The 18,384-nt window shown below is 60.5% G+C and carries 18 protein-coding genes; 15 read left to right on the top strand and 3 right to left on the bottom strand.

The window, feature by feature from the left end; genetic code table 11:
• The first annotated feature begins 135 nt into the window (after positions 1-135).
• From V3W27_RS05005 to V3W27_RS04990, 4 genes are all read left to right on the top strand, one after another.
• Positions 136-1,134, top strand: coding sequence for an ATP-binding protein (locus V3W27_RS05005; protein ID WP_330206063.1), 999 nt, complete (start codon positions 136-138; stop codon positions 1,132-1,134).
• The gene (locus V3W27_RS05000) at positions 1,119-1,793 is read left to right on the top strand and encodes a vWA domain-containing protein (RefSeq protein ID WP_442962645.1); all 675 of its coding nucleotides are present in this window, start codon (positions 1,119-1,121) and stop codon (positions 1,791-1,793) included. The genes V3W27_RS05005 and V3W27_RS05000 overlap by 16 nt, the downstream gene beginning before the upstream one ends.
• Before the next feature lie 191 nt (positions 1,794-1,984).
• The gene (locus V3W27_RS04995; protein WP_330206061.1) at positions 1,985-3,631 is read left to right on the top strand and encodes a phospholipase D-like domain-containing protein; all 1,647 of its coding nucleotides are present in this window, start codon (positions 1,985-1,987) and stop codon (positions 3,629-3,631) included.
• 415 nt (positions 3,632-4,046) lie between these two features.
• Positions 4,047-5,606, top strand: coding sequence for a TerC family protein (locus V3W27_RS04990; protein WP_103366945.1), 1,560 nt, complete (start codon positions 4,047-4,049; stop codon positions 5,604-5,606).
• A gap of 166 nt (positions 5,607-5,772) precedes the next feature.
• On the opposite strand, the gene V3W27_RS04985 is transcribed toward V3W27_RS04990, so the two are convergent.
• Positions 5,773-6,201 carry a thioredoxin family protein gene (locus V3W27_RS04985; RefSeq protein WP_330206060.1) on the bottom strand — a complete coding sequence of 143 codons (429 nt, stop codon included), beginning with the start codon at positions 6,199-6,201 and terminating at the stop codon, positions 5,773-5,775.
• A gap of 277 nt (positions 6,202-6,478) precedes the next feature.
• On the opposite strand from V3W27_RS04985, the gene V3W27_RS04980 reads away from it, so the two are divergent.
• The 10 genes from V3W27_RS04980 to V3W27_RS04935 all read left to right on the top strand — a co-directional run bounded on the left by V3W27_RS04980 (position 6,479) and on the right by V3W27_RS04935 (position 13,973).
• Positions 6,479-6,727, top strand: a complete 249-nt coding sequence (locus V3W27_RS04980) for a type II toxin-antitoxin system Phd/YefM family antitoxin (RefSeq protein WP_330206059.1) — start codon at positions 6,479-6,481, stop codon at positions 6,725-6,727.
• Complete coding sequence (locus tag V3W27_RS04975) at positions 6,717-6,998, top strand: type II toxin-antitoxin system RelE family toxin (protein ID WP_285374355.1); 282 nt, start codon at positions 6,717-6,719, stop codon at positions 6,996-6,998. Before V3W27_RS04980 ends, V3W27_RS04975 begins: the two co-directional genes overlap by 11 nt.
• Positions 6,999-7,284: 286 nt before the next feature.
• Positions 7,285-8,133, top strand: coding sequence for a transporter substrate-binding domain-containing protein (locus tag V3W27_RS04970; protein WP_047294802.1), 849 nt, complete (start codon positions 7,285-7,287; stop codon positions 8,131-8,133).
• A gap of 51 nt (positions 8,134-8,184) precedes the next feature.
• Positions 8,185-8,847, top strand: coding sequence for an amino acid ABC transporter permease (locus tag V3W27_RS04965; RefSeq protein WP_003225455.1), 663 nt, complete (start codon positions 8,185-8,187; stop codon positions 8,845-8,847).
• Positions 8,848-8,856: 9 nt separating this feature from the next.
• On the top strand, positions 8,857-9,519 hold the full coding sequence (locus V3W27_RS04960; RefSeq protein WP_247269190.1) for an amino acid ABC transporter permease: 663 nt from the start codon (positions 8,857-8,859) through the stop codon (positions 9,517-9,519).
• Positions 9,516-10,325: an amino acid ABC transporter ATP-binding protein gene (locus V3W27_RS04955; protein WP_330206058.1), complete on the top strand. Its 810-nt coding sequence runs from the start codon at positions 9,516-9,518 to the stop codon at positions 10,323-10,325. Before V3W27_RS04960 ends, V3W27_RS04955 begins: the two co-directional genes overlap by 4 nt.
• Before the next feature lie 29 nt (positions 10,326-10,354).
• Positions 10,355-10,744, top strand: a complete 390-nt coding sequence (locus V3W27_RS04950; RefSeq protein WP_003225452.1) for a RidA family protein — start codon at positions 10,355-10,357, stop codon at positions 10,742-10,744.
• 144 nt (positions 10,745-10,888) lie between these two features.
• Entirely contained in the window at positions 10,889-11,653 is a 765-nt protein-coding gene (locus V3W27_RS04945) for an IclR family transcriptional regulator (RefSeq protein WP_027612656.1), read from the top strand.
• 39 nt (positions 11,654-11,692) lie between these two features.
• Entirely contained in the window at positions 11,693-12,907 is a 1,215-nt protein-coding gene (locus V3W27_RS04940; protein ID WP_330206057.1) for an amino acid deaminase, read from the top strand.
• A 130-nt stretch (positions 12,908-13,037) separates the two neighbouring features.
• On the top strand, positions 13,038-13,973 hold the full coding sequence (locus tag V3W27_RS04935) for a sugar kinase (protein ID WP_330206056.1): 936 nt from the start codon (positions 13,038-13,040) through the stop codon (positions 13,971-13,973).
• 123 nt (positions 13,974-14,096) lie between these two features.
• Here V3W27_RS04935 and V3W27_RS04930 read toward each other — a convergent pair whose 3' ends face one another.
• Positions 14,097-14,372 (bottom strand): peptidylprolyl isomerase, encoded by a 276-nt coding sequence (locus V3W27_RS04930; RefSeq protein WP_003225447.1) that lies wholly within the window; start codon positions 14,370-14,372, stop codon positions 14,097-14,099.
• A 39-nt stretch (positions 14,373-14,411) separates the two neighbouring features.
• Positions 14,412-16,961 (bottom strand): PAS domain-containing hybrid sensor histidine kinase/response regulator, encoded by a 2,550-nt coding sequence (locus V3W27_RS04925; RefSeq protein ID WP_330206055.1) that lies wholly within the window; start codon positions 16,959-16,961, stop codon positions 14,412-14,414.
• 133 nt (positions 16,962-17,094) lie between these two features.
• Here V3W27_RS04925 and V3W27_RS04920 point away from each other — a divergent pair, with 133 nt between their 5' ends.
• On the top strand, positions 17,095-18,207 hold the full coding sequence (locus tag V3W27_RS04920) for a PilT/PilU family type 4a pilus ATPase (RefSeq protein WP_330206054.1): 1,113 nt from the start codon (positions 17,095-17,097) through the stop codon (positions 18,205-18,207).
• The last annotated feature ends 177 nt before the right edge of the window (positions 18,208-18,384 follow it).

The raw sequence follows: 18,384 nt of genomic DNA, 5'->3' as shown, positions 1-18,384 counted from the left end.
AACATTTTGTAGGAGTGAGCCTGCTCGCGATAGCGGTGTATCAGCCAACCTATTTGTCGCTGAACCACCGCTATCGCGAGCAGGCTCACTCCTACATTGAAATGAATTCACACCGACCATGACCGAGTATTGAAGATGACCGACACCCCGCATTTCCCGCTCTCTGCCGTGGTCGGCGCCGATGACCTGAAACTCGCGCTGTGCCTCACCGCCATCGACCCGAAAATCGGTGGCGTGCTGATCGAAGGCCCGCGTGGCATGGCCAAATCCACCCTGGCCCGTGGCTTGGCTGATCTGCTGGCGAGCGGACAGTTCGTCACGCTGCCATTGGGCGCCACCGAAGAGCGTCTGGTCGGCACTCTTGATCTCGACGCCGCGCTGAGTGAAGGGCGGGCGCAGTTTTCTCCCGGGGTTTTGGCCAAGGCTGACGGCGGTGTGCTGTACGTCGATGAGGTGAACCTGCTGCCCGATCATCTGGTCGACCTGCTGCTCGATGTGGCTGCCAGTGGTACCAACCTGATCGAGCGCGACGGCATCTCCCATCGGCATTCGGCGCGATTTGTATTGATCGGCACGATGAACCCGGAAGAGGGTGAATTACGGCCACAGCTGCTTGACCGTTTCGGCCTGAACGTCGCCCTCAGCGGCCACACCGCGCCGACCGAACGCGGGCAGATCATCCGCCGCCGCCTGGATTTCGACAGCGATCCACAGGCGTTCTGCGTGCAGTGGGAAGCCCAGCAGCAAGCGCTGCGTGAGCGCTGCGAACAGGCGCGCATCGCCTTGGCGAACATCCCGCTGGATGACGACGCGTTGGCGAGCATCACCCAGCGTTGCTTCGCTGCTGGCGTCGATGGCTTGCGTGCTGATCTGGTCTGGCTGCGTGCGGCCCGTGCGCATGCGGCATGGCGCGGCGCCGAAGCGATTGCCGAGCAGGACATCGACGCCGTGGCGGAATTTGCCCTGCGGCATCGGCGTCGCGAACCTTCTTCGTCGAGTCCGCAACCGCCCGCGCAGAACCCGGCCAGTAGCCAGGCCGAACCGAGCGAAGGGCAGGGCCAGTGGGGTGATATGCCCGCCCCGGCAGTGACCACCGGTGTCCGTCGCGAAGTGCCGAGCTGGCCAAAAAAGTAACCGGCATTCGTCCCCGATCCGACGCGGGGGCGAATGCCAGACCCCGCGCCGGTCGCCTCGATCACGGACGCCAGGGCCAGCGCCACGCCGCGCGCAGCGGCCGGGTGAACTGGCCGGGCACGCTGCTCAACGGTCGGCCGCAGACTCGAGAAGATCTGCAGTTCCAGTTGCGCACTCGTACTCCCCATGAATTGTGGCTGGTGATCGTCGATGCCTCGGCTTCGACCCGTAGGCATCAGGCGCTGAGCGATGCCAAGGGCCTGCTCGCGCAATTGTTCGATGATGCTTATCGGCAGCGCGCGCGACTGGCCTTGCTGACCGCCAGCGGCAGCGCGCCGAAATGGCAGGTGCAAGGTCTGAAGGCATCGAGTGGTTTGCGCACCTGGCTGGAGGCGTTGGGGGCGGGCGGCGGCACGCCGTTGGTGGCGGCATTGACGCAGGCACAGCAATGGCTGGTGCAGCGACAAAAGCGCTTCCCGGCCGAGCAGCAGCGCTTGCTGGTGGTGACGGATGGCCGCTTGAAAACCTTGCCGCCGATGTTGCCGCTGGAGTGTCCGGGATTGTTGATCGACATTGAGCGTGGGCCGATCCGCCTGGCACGGGCGCGAGAATTAGCGAAGGCGTTGAATGCGGATTATCGGCATATTGATGATGTGTGATGCCCTGTGCGGGCCTCATCGCCAGCAGACTGGCTCCCACAGTTTGAGCGGTGTTCGCGAATATTGTGTGCGACACAAAACCCTGTGGGAGCCAGCCTGCTGGCGATGGCTCCGACTCGGTTTCAGGTGAACATGGCAATCAGGCTCCGACGCTCTATGCTCCACCCCAGCCCAATCACAAGGAGTGAATCATGCGGGTAATGGTCGCCAATCCTCAGGACGATTTTCGCGTCAAAGCCTACGCCGGCACCAACGGCGTATTACTCGCCATGGACCTCGCCGAGCCCCGACGCAAAGGCCTGCTCGGGTTTGCCATCGAAAAGCAGCAGGGCGACAAACCGTGGTTGTTCCTGTTCAACAGCCTGACATTTCCCGGCAAGGCACACACGTTCCCGCAGTATCACGCCACGCCCAGCGATAAAGCGCCGCTACAGAAATTCCGCTGGGCCGATTACGCGGTCAACCCGGGCACGACGATGCACTATCGCGTGCATCTGGCCTATGGCACGGCGGACGCGCCACAACTTGGCGAATCACTGGAGCTGAGCATCACCAGTGACGACGGTCATCCGGCCAACCAGAGCGTGATATTCAACCGTGCTGTGGCCGCCAGTCAGGCCTTCCAGCGCAAATTTCCCGACCTCGACGCGCAGATCAGCACCAACAAGAACCTGCCCATCGAAGCCTGGCCCGACGCGGCGCGCCTGTGGCTGGAGAACGGGCTGCTGGAGCGGTTGCTCGGATATATCGATCGGGCGGTGGACGCGCAGTGGGCGTTGGACATCGCGATCTACGAGTATCAGTTGCAGGCGATCGTCGACGCAGTGAATGCGGCATTTGCCCGAGGGGTTCAGGTGCGCGTGCTGTATCACGCGAAACCTGATGATCCCGATACGACCCTGAACGAAACGAACCTTGCCAAATTGCCGATGGCGAACAAGCGCGGCCGGGTCACCCACAACATCTTTCACGACAAATTCATTGTTCTCAGCCGCGTCGATGGCGCGGGTCAGCGGCAACCGCAAGCCGTGCTGTGCGGCAGCACCAATTTCACCGCCAACGGTGTTTATCGCCAGGCCAACGTGGTGCATACGCTCGACGACGTGATGATTGCCACGCGTTATTTGCAAGTGTTTGAAGAGGTTTGGGCCAACCCCGCCGATGTCGCTGCGACGCGCAGCTGGATCACCGAGCACAACCCGATGGACCCAACACAGGCGCTGTTCGCCGGGTTCTCGCCACGCAGCGGTGGTGGCGATTTGCGTGAGTTTGTCGAGATCATCGAGACGACGAAAAAGGACGTTTTGTTCGTCACCGCTTTCAGCCTGCCGGACGCGATTCTCAACGCGCTGCTCGGCAAACCGCATGACGACATCCTGCGTTACGGCCTGCAAAATACCGCGAGCAGCATCACCGGATTTCATGCCGACCGCACCGCCGAATTCGCTGCCACAGCTTTGCTCAACACCGGGCTGGAAGGCTGGCTGAAAGAAAACATGAAAGGCCAGAAGGGCAACCTGCTGGTGCACACCAAAGCCGTGATCACCGACTTCACCACCGATGCGCCGACCATCATCAGCGGCAGTCACAACCTCAGTACGTCAGCCAGTAACGGCAATGACGAGAACTTCCTGATCATTCGTGGCGACACCGATCTGGCTGATCGCTATGGCCTGGAGTTGCTGCGGTTTTATGAGCATTACCGCTTTCGCTATTTCGCGAAAAAGCTGGAACTGAAGCAGGTGAGTCCATTGGCGGTGGATGACAGCTGGACCAACGATTATTACGTGGAAGGGGATTTGCGCCAGTTGTCGCGGTTGCGTTTTGCCGGGCGATGATGTGGTGTGTTTGATGACCCCTTCGCGAGCAAGCCCGCTCCCACGTTGGACCTTCTTTGAACTCAGAACCTGCGTCCGACGAATAACCCCTGTGGGAGCGGGCTTGCTCGCGAAAGGGCCTGCAGGAAAATCAAATTTCCTGTGCTCTTACAGATTTTGAAATGATTTGCCGCTGTAGAAAATGTGCCTTGAGCCTGTACGCTCCAAGGCCATTTTTCATTCAGGATTTGCATGAACACCCTCTTGGAGCCTCCCAGTCGTACCTTCTCCACGCGCCATGGCGCGGTCTTGACGTACTCGCAGCATCCGGTTTTCCGACTCCCGTCTATCGTTGACAACGCGGCTTCAGAGCCTTCGCGTTGCACTTTGCCGTGTCCGGCAGCCTGAATTCACTGAAGAGAGATCGAGACATTTTATGGAATGGTTAGCGGATCCCACGGCCTGGTTAGGCTTGTTGACTTTGATCGTGCTGGAGCTGGTGCTGGGTATCGACAACCTGGTGTTCATCGCGATCCTGGCGGACAAACTGCCACCGCATCAGCGCGATCGTGCGCGGATCATCGGCCTGTCGTTGGCGCTGATCATGCGCCTGGGCCTGTTGGCGAGTATTTCCTGGCTGGTGACCCTCACGCAGCCGTTGTTCGAGGTGTTCGACAAGAGCTTCTCCGGCCGTGACCTGATCATGCTGTTCGGTGGTGTATTCCTGCTGTTCAAGGCGACGATGGAGCTGCACGAACGACTCGAAGGCCACGTCGGCCAGCGCTCGACCAATGCCGCTTACGCGCTGTTCTGGCCAATCGTCGCGCAGATCGTGGTGCTCGATGCGGTGTTCTCGCTGGATGCGGTAATCACTGCAGTCGGCATGGTCGATGAACTGGCGGTGATGATGATCGCGGTGATCATTTCCATCGGCCTGATGATCGTCGCCAGCAAGCCGCTGACCCGCTTCGTCAATGCGCACCCGACGGTGATCATGCTGTGTCTGGGCTTCCTGATGATGATTGGTTTCGCCCTGACGGCCGAAGGCCTGGGTTTCCACATCCCGAAAGGCTATTTGTACGCGGCGATTGGTTTCTCGATCCTGATCGAGGTGTTCAACCAGATCGCTCGGGCCCGACGCAAGCGTTCGATGCAAGGCTTGCGCCCCATACGTGAGCGCACGGCCCACGCGGTAATGCGTCTGCTGGGCGGGCGCAAGCTGGAGGCGGAGGAGGTCGGCGAGGAAATTTCCGATCTGCTGGATGACGGCGAAGCCCCGAGTGCGGAGCTGTTCGACCGCCGCGAGCGAGTGATGATCAGTGGCGTGCTGCAACTGGCCGAGCGGCCGATTCGTAATCTGATGACCGTACGCGCGGACGTCGACACCATCGATCTGGCCGACGACGCCGAAACGATTCGCACAAAATTGATGCACTCTTCGTATTCACGTCTGCCGCTGATTCGCCACGGCGCGGTGGATGAACCGTTGGGCTTCGTGCACAAAAAGGAATTGCTCAAGGAATACCTGTCCGGTACCGAGCCGAATCTGGAGCACCTGGCGCGCAAGACCATCAACCTGCTCGACAGCTATTCGATCCTCAATGCGCTGGAGCAAATGCGCGCGGCGTCGACTCACATCGCCTTCGTGGTCAACGAATTCGGTGACTTCGTCGGTGTGTTGACCATGACCGACATCCTCGAATCGATTGCCGGCGAACTGCCCGATGCCAGCGAGATCGAAGGCCCGGACGTGATCGAGGAGCAGGGCGGTTTTGTCGTCAACGGCGCGTTGAACCTGACCCGTGTTCGCCAGCGCACCGGGTTCGGCGCCGAACCGACCGAGGACTATCAGACCCTGGCCGGACTGGTGATGAGCCTGCTGGATCGCTTGCCGATGATCGGCGATCGGCTGCAGTACGCAGGCTGGCAAATGACCGTCAAAGCCGTTGAGGAACGACGGGTGACGCAGGTGTTGCTGGTGCGCGATTCTGCGTAAGGCAGCAGCCTTGCGCTGACGGTGCCGGCCCCTTCGCGGGCAAGCCCGCTCCCACAGTGCACGCGTCGTACACGAAATGTGTGAACAACGTTGACCCCTGTGGGAGCGGGCTTGCCCGCGAAAGCGATGTGTCAGACGCCGTAACGATTACGGGAAATGCACTGCCTCAAATCACCCGCCGATGCGCACGCGTGATTGTGCAGAGCCTGCTCAATGTGCGGCGCAACCACGGCAGGTCATGTCGTGGTTTCTGCTGCACCACCGGTGCCCTGGTCCTGCCAATATGCCGGGCAAAGTCCGCCGCCAGTGTTTCCTCTGTGCCGATGCCCTTGAGCTTCTTCAGCAACTTGCCGTTTTTGTAGAACAGCACCGTCGGCGTGCCGGTGACCAACGGATGGCGCGGCGACTCACGGGTGCTAAGCATGTAGATATTGGCGCGATGCCGGTACGGCTCGGCAATCTGACGAAAAATCGGCCCGGCAAACTCGCAGGCGGGGCAGTGTTCGTTGGCGAAGTACAGGATCACCGGGCGCCAGGTTTTCAGGGCTTTGCGGTAAACCGGGGCCAGATTGGAAATGGTATTGGCAGCGCTCATTGAGAACTCCTTTTCAACGACCTCGAAGGTTCGATGACGTTAAAGAAGGGTGAAGAACAGGTCTACTGTCAGAAATTACAGGTGGCCTGTGGATTCGCGAGATTTTTCCCACTTTTATGAAGGACCGGCCCGACACGAAACCCGGAAATGTGGAATGTGGGGACGTGATACCTTTTTTCCAGTCAATAACAGAGTGGATGGGAACAAACGATAGACGTTAAAGACGTCCTGGAGTGCTATTTTAGGCACCATTAACAGCACTCCAGGGAGCACCATCATGACTCACGTAGTCCTTTCTAATATCGTTGCGAGTATTTCTGAATTGAAAAGAAATCCCATGCGTACTGTGGCCGCTGGTGGCGGCCAGTCTGTAGCGATCCTGAATCGAAATGAGCCGGCGTTTTATTGTGTGCCCGCAAAAGAGTATGAGGCGATGATGAATCGTCTTGAGGACCTGGAACTGATCGCACTGTGCAAGGAGCGAGAAAACGATCCCACCATCAAGGTCTCTATAGATGACCTATGAGCTGGAGTTTTCCGAAAAAGCCTGGAGGGAATGGAAAAAGCTTGATTCAGCACTTCAAGATCAGTTCAAGAAAAAGCTCTCTACACGGCTGGTCAATCCTCACGTTCCTGCCGATCGACTCCGAGGGTTGGGAAACGCCTACAAAATCAAGCTTCGCAGTGCTGGATACAGGCTGGTCTATCGCGTAAAGAACGAGGTTTTGGTTGTTACCGTGATTGCGGTAGGGAGAAGAGAGCGGGGAGAGGTCTACGACAAAGCCGCTTGCCGATAGATATGGAGAGCTGGCCCCTTCAATCGCTAACCACATTGCACCGAAGTAGCCCTTCGTGCTCCATCTGGGAACCTGCTACTCGTTATTTGTAGCCTAAGGTAGCGCAGCCCATCAGTACCCGCACCTGACTCCATTTTTCGCATTTCCTGCATCCCGTTGATTCCAAAAACATTTAACCCCTCTACAGTTTCCCTGTGATTCCTGTGGCACACTTTCTGCTGTCTATTCCGCAGTAACAAACCGTGTTCCGGTATAGCGGAATAAACATCATCCTGGAGTGCTTGCCATGCATCGCCGTCCTTCGTTGTTCAAAGCGTGTGTTTTCGTTCTTGCGGCTTCGTCCGCTGTGATGGGCATGGCCCAGGCAGCCGATAGCAAGCTCGACAGTGTTCTGGCCCGGGGCAAGCTGATTGTCGGCACCGGCAGCACCAATGCGCCGTGGCACTTTCAGGGTGCGGACGGCAAGTTGCAGGGCTTTGATATCGACATCGCCAGGATGGTGGCCAAGGGTTTGTTCAATGACCCGAACAAGGTCGAGTTCGTCGTGCAGTCGTCCGACGCGCGAATTCCCAATCTGCTGACCGACAAGGTCGACATGAGCTGCCAGTTCATCACCGTTACCGCCAGCCGCGCGCAGCAAGTGGCATTCACCCTGCCGTACTACCGCGAAGGTGTCGGTCTGCTGCTGCCGGCCAACAGCAAGTACAAGGAAATCGAAGACCTGCAGGCGGCCGGTGACAGCGTTACGGTGGCCGTGCTGCAAAACGTCTATGCCGAAGAATTGGTGCATCAGGCGCTGCCCAAGGCCAAGGTCGATCAGTACGACAGTGTCGATCTGATGTATCAGGCGGTGAACTCCGGCCGTGCCGATGCCGCGGCTACCGATCAGTCGTCGGTCAAATACCTGATGGTGCAGAACCCCGGCCGCTACCGCAGCCCGACCTACGCGTGGAGCCCACAGACCTACGCCTGCGCAGTCAAACGCGGCGATCAGGACTGGCTGAACTTCGTCAACACCACTCTGCATGAAGCCATGACCGGCGTTGAGTTCCCGACTTACGCGGCATCCTTCAAGCAATGGTTCGGTGTCGACCTGCCGTCGCCGGCGATCGGTTTCCCTGTCGAATTCAAATGATCCCGTGAGAGTGGGGCGCCTGCACGCGCCCCGCTCAAGGTACTGCTGACCATGAACTATCAGTTGAACTTTGCCGCCGTGTGGCGCGATTTCGACACCTTGCTGGCGGGGCTCGGTCTGGGCCTTGAACTGGCGCTGGTGTCGATCGCCATCGGCTGCGTGATCGGCCTGCTGATGGCGTTTGCCTTGCTCTCGAAGCATCGCGCCTTGCGGGTGCTGGCCTCGGTGTACGTCACGGTGGTGCGTAATACGCCGATTCTGGTGTTGATTCTGTTGATCTACTTTGCCTTGCCGAGCCTGGGGATCCGTCTGGACAAGATTCCCTCGTTCATCATCACGCTGTCGCTGTATGCCGGTGCCTATCTGACCGAAGTGTTCCGTGGCGGCTTGCTGAGCATCCCCAAAGGCCAGCGCGAAGCGGGGCTGGCGATCGGACTCGGTGAGTGGCAGGTCAAGGCCTACGTCACCGTGCCGGTGATGCTGCGCAACGTGCTGCCGGCGCTGTCGAACAACTTCATCTCGCTGTTCAAGGACACCTCGCTGGCCGCCGCGATTGCGGTGCCGGAGCTGACCTATTACGCGCGCAAGATCAACGTCGAGAGCTACCGGGTGATCGAAACCTGGCTGGTGACCACGGCGTTGTATGTCGCGGCCTGTTACCTCATTGCCATGCTGCTGCGTTACCTCGAGCAGCGTCTGGCGATCCGCCGATAGGAGGCTGCGATGTACGAATCTCCCAGTTGGTTGCGTGAATTGTGGGTGGCACGCGAGACGTTGCTGCAAGGCTTCCTGACCAGTGTGCAAGTGTCGGCATTGGCGATTCTGTTCGGCACGCTGCTCGGGGTTGTCGCCGGTCTGGTGCTGACTTACGGCAAGTTCTGGATGCGCGCGCCGTTCCGCTTTTATGTCGACATTATTCGCGGCACGCCGGTGTTTGTACTGGTGCTGGCCTGCTTCTATATGGCGCCGGCGCTGGGCTGGCAGATCAGCGCGTTTCAGGCCGGTGCGCTGGGCCTGACGCTGTTCTGCGGCTCGCACGTCGCCGAGATCGTGCGCGGTGCCTTGCAGGCATTGCCACGCGGGCAGATGGAAGCGAGCAAGGCGATCGGCCTGACGTTTTATCAATCCCTCGGTTACGTGCTGTTGCCCCAGGCGTTGCGGCAGATCCTGCCGACCTGGGTCAACTCATCCACCGAAATCGTCAAGGCCTCGACCTTGCTCTCGGTGATCGGTGTCGCTGAATTGCTGCTCAGCACCCAACAGATCATCGCCCGGACTTTCATGACTCTGGAGTTCTACCTGTTCGCCGGTTTTCTGTTCTTCGTCATCAACTACGGCATCGAATTACTCGGCCGGCATATTGAAAAGCGGGTGGCCCTGCCATGACTCAAGCTCAAGCTCAAGCTCAAGTTTCCAACGTTCAGAACGGTCAGCCGCTGCTGGACATCCGTGGCCTGCACAAGCAGTACGGTGCGGTCGAAGTGCTCAAGGGTGTCGATCTGAGCATGCAGCGCGGCAACGTCGTGACGCTGATCGGCTCCAGCGGTTCGGGCAAGACCACCTTGCTGCGCTGCGTGAACATGCTCGAAGAGTTCCAGGGCGGGCAGATCCTGCTCGACGGCGAGTCCATCGGCTATGACGAGGTTGGCGGTAAACGTGTGCGTCATGCGGAAAAAGTCATCGCCCGCCATCGCGCCATGACCGGCATGGCGTTCCAGCAATTCAACCTGTTCCCGCATCTGACCGCCTTGCAGAACGTCACCCTCGGTCTGCTCAAGGTTAAGAAAATGCACAAGGACCAAGCCGTGGTGCTGGCCGAAAAATGGCTGGAGCGGGTCGGCCTGCTGGAGCGGCGCAATCACTTTCCCGGACAGCTTTCCGGCGGTCAGCAACAGCGTGTGGCGATTGCCCGGGCGATTGCGATGAACCCCAGCCTGATGCTGTTTGACGAAGTCACCTCAGCCCTCGATCCGGAGCTGGTCGGTGAAGTGTTGAACGTGATCAAGGGCCTGGCCGAAGACGGCATGACCATGTTGCTGGTGACCCACGAAATGCGTTTCGCCTTCGAGGTCTCGGACAAGATCGTGTTCATGAATCAGGGGCGAATCGAAGAGCAGGGGCCGCCCAAGGAACTGTTCGAACGCCCGCAATCGCCGCGTCTGGCTGAGTTTCTCAAGAGCACGCGGTTCTAATTTTTGCTTTGTAATCAGGAGAAGTACCCATGAGCATTACTCGATACGGCACCGGCAGCACCGCCGCTGGCGGTCAGCCACGCCCCTTCGCGCGCGCGGTTGAAGCGGATGGCTGGCTGCACGTGTCCGGCCAGGTGCCGGCGGTGGATGGCGAGATCATCGTTGGTGGTATCGTCGAGCAGACCCACCAGACCATGAAAAACCTGATCGCGATTCTCGAAGAGGCCGGTTATGGCCTGGAGGACGTGGTGCGGGCTGGCGTATGGCTGGACGATCCGCGGGATTTCAGCAGTTTCAACAAGGTTTTCGGCGAGTACTTCAAACCTGAACACGCCCCGGCACGGGCCTGTGTGCAGGCGAGCATGATGGTTGATTGCAAGGTCGAGATCGATTGCATCGCGTACAAGAAGAAACCCTGAACCGAGGTGCCCCTATCGCGAGCAGGCTCACTCCTACAGAAGGACGCGCTTCAACTGTAGGAGTGAGCCTGCTCGCGATGGCGATCTAACCGTCGACGCTGCACTCTCGGTACACTCCCGGCACTTTCATTGGGAACTGAAAACATGACCGAAGACACCATCAAACGCCGGGCCCGTGGTCTGGATCGGGCGTTCGATATCCTCGACTTCCTCAAGGAGATCGGCCAGCCGCTGCGTCCGAACGACATCGCCAATGGCATCGGCAGCCCGAAATCCACGGTCTACGAACTGGTGGCGTCGCTGCTGGAACGACGGATTCTGGAGCCGGTGGGCAAGGACGGTCACGTCTATCTGGGGCGCCAGTTGTACTTCCTCGGGCAGGCGCATCTGCGCCATTTCGACCTCAGCCGCGAGGCCGATCACGCCTTGCAGGAGATCGTCAGCCAGACCCGGGAAACCGCGCAGATGTGCCTGCTCAACGGGCGCAAATACACGGTGGCACTGATGAAGGAGGGCGAGCGGCATTTCCGCATTTCGTCCGACATCGGCGAAAACGCGCCGATCCCGTGGACTGCGTCCGGGCGCTTGCTGCTGGCGCATTTGAGCGACCAGCAGATCATCGACCTGATCGACGAGGACGACTACATCCTGCCCGATGGCGAGCGCCTGCCGCTGGAACGCTTTCTGGCGGAGATCCGCCAGGCTGGCATCGACGGTTTCTTCTCCTTCGACAGCGTGGCCGACACCTTCACCCATTGCTTCGCCGCGCCGGTCAAAGACCCCAGTGGCGTGGCCATCTGCACCCTGTGCATCGTCGCCCCACGGGCCGATGCGAAAAACAATTACGACGACTATCGCCGGGTGCTGATCGAGAGCGCCAACAGCCTCGCCCGGCGCATCAACGAATAACCGCGGCTGCCTGCGGCCGCGACAGTGAGGAGTTCAAGCATGACGACTGCCATCAATACCGCTGTGGAAAAGGGCGACGCTGCCATCGGCGCGCACCTTGTGCGTGACGTCAGCCTGCCGGCGCTGGTGCTGCACCGCGAGGCGCTGGAGCACAACATTCGCTGGATGCAGAAGTTCGTCAGCGACAGCGGCGCCGAGCTCGCGCCCCACGGCAAGACCAGCATGACCCCGGCGCTGTTCCAGCGTCAGCTCGATGCCGGAGCGTGGGGCATCACCCTTGCCAGCGCCACCCAGACCCGCGCCGCGTATGCCCACGGCGTGCGCCGGGTGTTGATGGCCAACCAACTGGTCGGCACGCCGAACATGGCACTGATTGCCGATCTGCTGGCCGATGCCGATTTCGATTTCTATTGCATGGTCGATCACCCGGACAACGTCGCCGATCTCGGCGCCTACTTCGCCTCGCGCGGGGTCAAGTTGAACGTGATGATCGAATACGGCGTGGTCGGTGGCCGCTGCGGTTGCCGCAGCGAGCAGGAAGTCATCGCGCTGGCCCAGGCAATCAATGCGCAACCGGCGCTGGCCCTGACCGGCATCGAAGGTTACGAAGGGGTGATCCATGGCGATCACGCGGTCAGCGGTATTCGCGAATTCGCCGCCTCACTGGTGCGACTGGCGGTACAACTGCAGGACAGTGGCGCGTTTGCCATTGCCAAGCCGATCATCACCGCCTCGGGTTCGGCGTGGTACGACCTGATCGCCGAGTCGTTCGAGGCACAGAATGCGAGCGGACGCTTCCTCAGCGTGCTGCGCCCGGGCAGTTATGTCGCCCACGATCATGGCATCTACAAGGAAGCGCAGTGCTGCGTGCTGGATCGTCGTAGCGATCTGCACGAAGGATTGCGTCCAGCGCTGGAAGTCTGGGCACACGTGCAGTCGCTGCCGGAGCCGGGTTTTGCGGTGATCGCCCTCGGCAAACGCGATGTGGCATTCGATGCCGGCCTGCCGGTGCCGTTGCTGCGGTACAAGGCCGGTGTGGTGCCGGCGGTCGGCGATGACGTTAGTGCGTGCAAAGTGACGGCGGTGATGGACCAGCATGCGTTCATGAGCGTGGCGCCGGGGGTTGAATTGCGGGTGGGCGATATCATTTCCTTCGGCACCTCGCACCCGTGCCTGACGTTCGACAAGTGGCGGGTGGGGTTGCTGGTGGATGAGCAGTTGGCGGTGGTCGAGAGCATGGAGACCTGCTTCTAAGGTTTCAGACCGAGTCGCGCCCATCGCGAGCAGGCTCACTCCTACAGGGGAACGCATTCCAATTGTAGGAGTGAGCCTGCTCGCGATGAGGGCCGCCCAAACACCGATGATTATCCAGAGACACCTCCCAATGACCAGCCTCAGCCCCCTGGGCCCGAACACCCCGCGCATCGCCCTGATCGGCGAGTGCATGATCGAACTCCAGCACCGCGCCGATGGCAGCCTGCAGCAAAGCTTCGGTGGCGATACCTTGAACACCGCGGTGTACCTGTCCCGCGCTCTCGGCGACAAAGCCCAGGTCGATTACGTCACCGCGCTCGGCGACGACAGCTTCAGCGACGCCATGTGCCAGAGCTGGGCTGACGAAGGCATTGGCCTGGATCTCGTGCAGCGTCTGCCCGGTCGTTTGCCGGGTCTGTACTGCATTCAGACCGACGCCAACGGTGAGCGGCGTTTCCTCTACTGGCGCAATGAAGCGGCGGTGCGCGATTGCTTCACCACCCCAGCGGCGGAGCCGATTCTGGCAGCGCTGCCGGACTACGATGTGCTGTATTTCAGCGGCATCACCCTCGCAGTGTTAGGTGCGAAGGGCCGCGAACGCTTGATCCAGACCCTGATCGAAGCCCGCCAGCGCGATGCGCGGATCGTCTTCGACAACAATTATCGGCCACGCTTGTGGTCCTCACAGGAAGAGGCGCGGGCGGCCTATCGCAGCGTGTTGCCGCATGTCGATCTGGCGTTGCTGACCGTGGATGACGAACAGGCGCTGTTCCATTTTGCCGATTGCGACGCAGTGTTCGAGGCGTACGCGCAGATCGGCACGCCGGAAGTGGTGCTCAAGCGTGGCGCCGAGGCGTGTCTGATTCGCTGCGATGATGAGGCGTTGGAAGTGCCGGCGCAGCAGGTCGAGAAGGTGGTGGATACGACGGCGGCGGGGGATTCGTTCAGCGCGGCGTATCTGGCTAGCCGGTTGCTGGGTGGCAGTCCGGTCGAGGCGGCGCAGGCGGGGCATTGGCTGGCAAGTCGGGTGATTCAGGTGCCGGGGGCGTTGATCCCTAAAGAATGAGTGTTCTTGTGGCGAGGGAGCTTGCTCCCGCTCGACTGCGCAGCAGGCGCAAGCCTTATTGGGGCGGCTCCGCCACCCAGCGGGAGCAAGCTCCCTCGCCACAAACGCCCGAAAGCAAAGCCTTCAGTCGCGGAAAAACACCTGCACCAGGTGATAGCCGAACTTGCTCTTGATCGGCCCATGCACCGTGCGCAGCGGCTTCTTGAAGATCACCGCATCGATCGCGCCGACCATCTGTCCCGGCCGCACTTCACCCAGATCACCGCCGCGTTTGCCGGACGGGCAGGTCGAGTATTTCTTCGCCAGCACATCGAACGCTTCGCCCTTGGCAATGCGTTGCTTGAGTTGTTCGGCCTCTTCGGCGGTTTTCACCAGAATGTGGCGGGCTTGGGCTTTCATCGTGCGATACCTGTAACGGGGTGACAGCGGGGCGCGGGATTATGCCTCAAGTGACGGCGTTTGGTTGATCATCTCGCGGATCTTGTTGGCCAGCACTTCAATCGAAAACGGCTTGGCCACCATGTCCATACCATCCTCCAGAAAGCCCTGACGCTCGGCGGCTTTCTGCGCGTAACCGGTCATGAACAGCACTTTCAGGCCCGGACGATGCTGGCGGGCGATTTCCGCCAGTTGCCGGCCATTCATCCCCGGCAGGCCGACGTCGGTCACCAGCAGATCCACGCGCAGCTCCGATTCCAGCAGCGGCAGGGCGGCGCTGGCGTCGGCGGCTTCGTGGGCGAGGTAACCCAGCTCCTTGAGCAGATCGAGCACCAGCATGCGCACTGCCGGGTCATCTTCAACCACCACCACGGTTTCGCCACAGGTGGCCGTCGGCGCCGCACTGAGGGTTTCCACAACTGGCCGTTCCGGCTCCAGCAGGTTCAGGCGCGGCAAGTACAAGCGCACACAAGTGCCCTGATTCGGCAGGCTGTCGAGGCTGACATGGCCGCCCGACTGCTGGGCGAAGCCATAAATCATCGACAGTCCGAGCCCGGTGCCCTGGCCGATCGGTTTGGTGGTGAAGAACGGATCGAACGCCTTGGCCCGTACCGACGGCGTCATGCCGGTGCCATTGTCGCTGACCGCCAGCATCAGGTAGTCGCCGGCCTTGACCGGTTCGAGGGTGGTGATGTCGTTGCCGTCGAGGTAGACGTTGGCAGTTTCGATCAGCAACTCGCCGCCATCGGGCATGGCGTCGCGGGCGTTGATCACCAGGTTGAGCAAAGCATTTTCCAGTTGGCTGACGTCGGTGCTGATCGGCCAGACATCGTCGGCCAGGCGCAGCGTGAGTTCGATCGGGTCGCCCTTGGTGCGGCGGATCAAATCTTCCAGCGAATGAATCAGTTCATTGACGTTGAGGGTCTTGCGGTCCAGCGACTGCCGGCGCGAGAACGCCAGCAGCCGATGGGTCAGCGCCGCCGCTCGGTTTGCCGACGACACCGCCGCTTCGGTGAAACGGCCGATTTCATCGGCGCGGCCGTCGGCGATGTAGCGCTGCATCAGGTCGAGGCTGCCGATGATTCCGGTGAGCATGTTGTTGAAGTCGTGGGCGATACCGCCGGTGAGCTGGCCGACCGCTTCCATCTTCTGCGCATGGCGCAACGCATCTTCGGCGCGCTCGCGTTCGAACATCTCGTTCTGCAGACGCTGATTGGCCTGAGCCAGTTGTTCGGTGCGGGCGCTGACCCGTTCTTCGAGGGTTTCATTGAGATTGCGCAGGGCTTCTTCGGTCTTCTTCCGTTCGGATTCGTCGATCACGAAAATATAAAAACCGTTGACTGAGCCGTCGGCGCCGTGGCGCGGGAGGTAATTCATCAGCGCATGGCGGTTGCTGCCGTCGCGATGCGGGGTGTACAGGCTGAACGAGCAGGGTCGCCCGGCCAGGGCTTCGGCAATATAGGGCGCGCGCAGGAAGTAGGCTTCTTCGCCGATCACTTCGCGAATGGTACGGCCATACAGTTCCTGCGGCGTGAGGCCGTACCAGTCCAGATACGCCGCATTGTTCAGGCGGAAGCGCTCTTCGTGGTCGACGTAACTGATGAGGATCGGCATTGCATTGATGATCAGCTGCAATTCCGTCTGGCTCTGGCGCAGCGCCTGCTCGGTGTGCTTGCGTTCGGTCAGGTCCAGCGCGGCGCCGAGGAAACGCACCGGTCGCCCGTGGTGATCCTTGTAACAGCGGCCCCGGGCAAACACCCAGCGCAGTTCGCCGTCGGCTTTCAACAGGCGGTATTCCTCGGCGTACTCGGTGCCGTGGGTGATGCAATGCTTGATACTGCGGGCGATCAGGGCGCGGTCTTCGGGGTGCACGCCTTGCAGGTAGTCGCTGATCGGTAGCTGGCTCGCGTGGGCCGGATCAATGCCGTGCAACTGGGCGAAATGGGCGTCGGCAATGAAACGGTCTTCGCCGATGTCCCAGTCCCAGGTACCGACCGCATCGGTGGCGGCCAGCGCCAGTTGCAGGCGTTCTTCAGTGTCGCGCTGGGCCTTGAGGCTTTCTTCGGAACGGCGTTGCAGTTCGAGGGCGATGCGCCGGCGTTCGTTGGTTTCGATGGCGGTCACCAGGATCCCGGCCACTTGCGTGTTTTCATCACGGATGGGGCTGTAGGTCAGGTCCAGCCAGAAGTCGGACTCTATGCCTCCGCGTTGCAGGGTAAATCGCCGCTCGCTGTAGGTGCGCACCTGGCCTTGTAGGACGGCTCGATAAATCGGGTCGGTAAAGTCTTGAAGTTCTGGCCATATAAGGTGCGCCGGCTGTCCGAAAGCGTGTGGATGCTTGCTGCCGGCGAGCATCGCAAAGCCATTGTTGTAGATCTGCGTGAGCTGCGGCCCCCACAACAGCAGCATCGGCATCGGCGAGTGAATCACGATGTCCACAGCTGTGCGCAGGCTTTGCGGCCAGGTGCCAGAAGCGCCCAACGGCGTGCGGCTCCAGTCGGTACGGGCGATCAGGGCTTGGGCGTCATCGGGGGAGGGTGCTGCGTTCATCACATGTATCCTGAGCGTCGGTCAGTGCGTTGGCATCTACTATTCTTGCACTTGCGGTAGACGCTGTATGACCCGTGACGTCACGACAGCGGGTCATTTCTGTTCATTGAATGCTTCGCGGGTGCTTATTGCCATGGAAATCGATGCACTGTTGCTCCGTCTGTCGAGCCAGCACGGCTCTGACCTGTTCCTGTCCACGGGAGCGCCACCCAGTGCGCGCATCGATGGCGTGCTGACGCCGTTCGGCGAGCGGCCGTTCAAGCCCGGCGAGGTCGAGGCCATCGCCAACTCCCTGATGGACGCCGAGCAACGGCGCGAGTTCGATCGGGATCTGGAAATGAACCTGGCAATTTCCCGTACGGGCATCGGACGGTTTCGGGTGAACATCTTCAAGCAACGCAATGATGTGTCAATCGTGATCCGCAACGTCAAACTCGATATCCCGCGCTTCGAAGACCTTAAGCTGCCGCCGGTGATACAGGAAACGGTGATGCTCAAACAGGGGCTGATCCTGTTCGTTGGTGCCACCGACTCCGGCAAATCCACCTCGCTGGCCGCATTGATCGATCACCGCAACCGCCACAGCAGCGGGCACATCATCACCATCGAAGACCCGGTGGAGTATATCCATCGACACCAGCGCTCGATCATCAATCAACGCGAAGTCGGCGTCGATACCCGCAGTTTCCATGCGGCGCTGAAAAACACCCTGCGTCAGGCCCCGGATGTGGTGCTGATCGGCGAGATCCGCGACCGCGAAACCATGGAGCATGCGCTGACATTTGCCGATACCGGGCACCTCGTGCTGTCGACGCTGCATGCGCACAACGCCAATCAGGCGCTGGACCGTATCGTCAATCTGTTCCCCGAAGAGCGCCGCCCGCAGTTGCTGCACGCGCTGGGCAACAATCTCAAAGCGTTCGTCTCGCAACGGCTGGTGCGCACTTTGGACGGTCAGCGCCGGGCGGCGGTCGAAGTGATGCTCGGCACCCCGACCATCGCCGACCTGATCCGGCGCAACGAGTTGGGTGAACTCAAGGGCATCATGGAGAAGTCTGGCGAGGTCGGCATGCAGACCTTCGACGCGGCGCTGTACGGGCTGGTGGTGGAGGGCGTGATCAGTGAGGACGAAGCGTTCAAACATGCCGATTCGCAGAACAATCTGCGGCTGCGTTTGAAGCTGCATGCCGAGGCGGGGCCAGCGCCCGCGCCCTCATCATCAGGCGACTGGGGCCTGATGGATTAACACCTCACCCCTGTGGGAGCGGGCTTGCTCGTGAATGCAATCCATCAGTCGATATCAGCGGGACTGACACACCGCTTTCGCGAGCAAGCCCGCTCCCACAAGGGGATGGCGTGCTAATCCGAAAGCTCTGGACGATTGCGGGGTCGCTGCCGGCGCCCCCAATATCAGGCGATTGGG

It is taken from the genome of Pseudomonas sp. AM14(2022) (genome assembly GCF_036346455.1).
Lineage (GTDB): Bacteria > Pseudomonadota > Gammaproteobacteria > Pseudomonadales > Pseudomonadaceae > Aquipseudomonas > Aquipseudomonas putida_A.
This window is presented reverse-complemented; position numbering and strand designations above follow the sequence as displayed.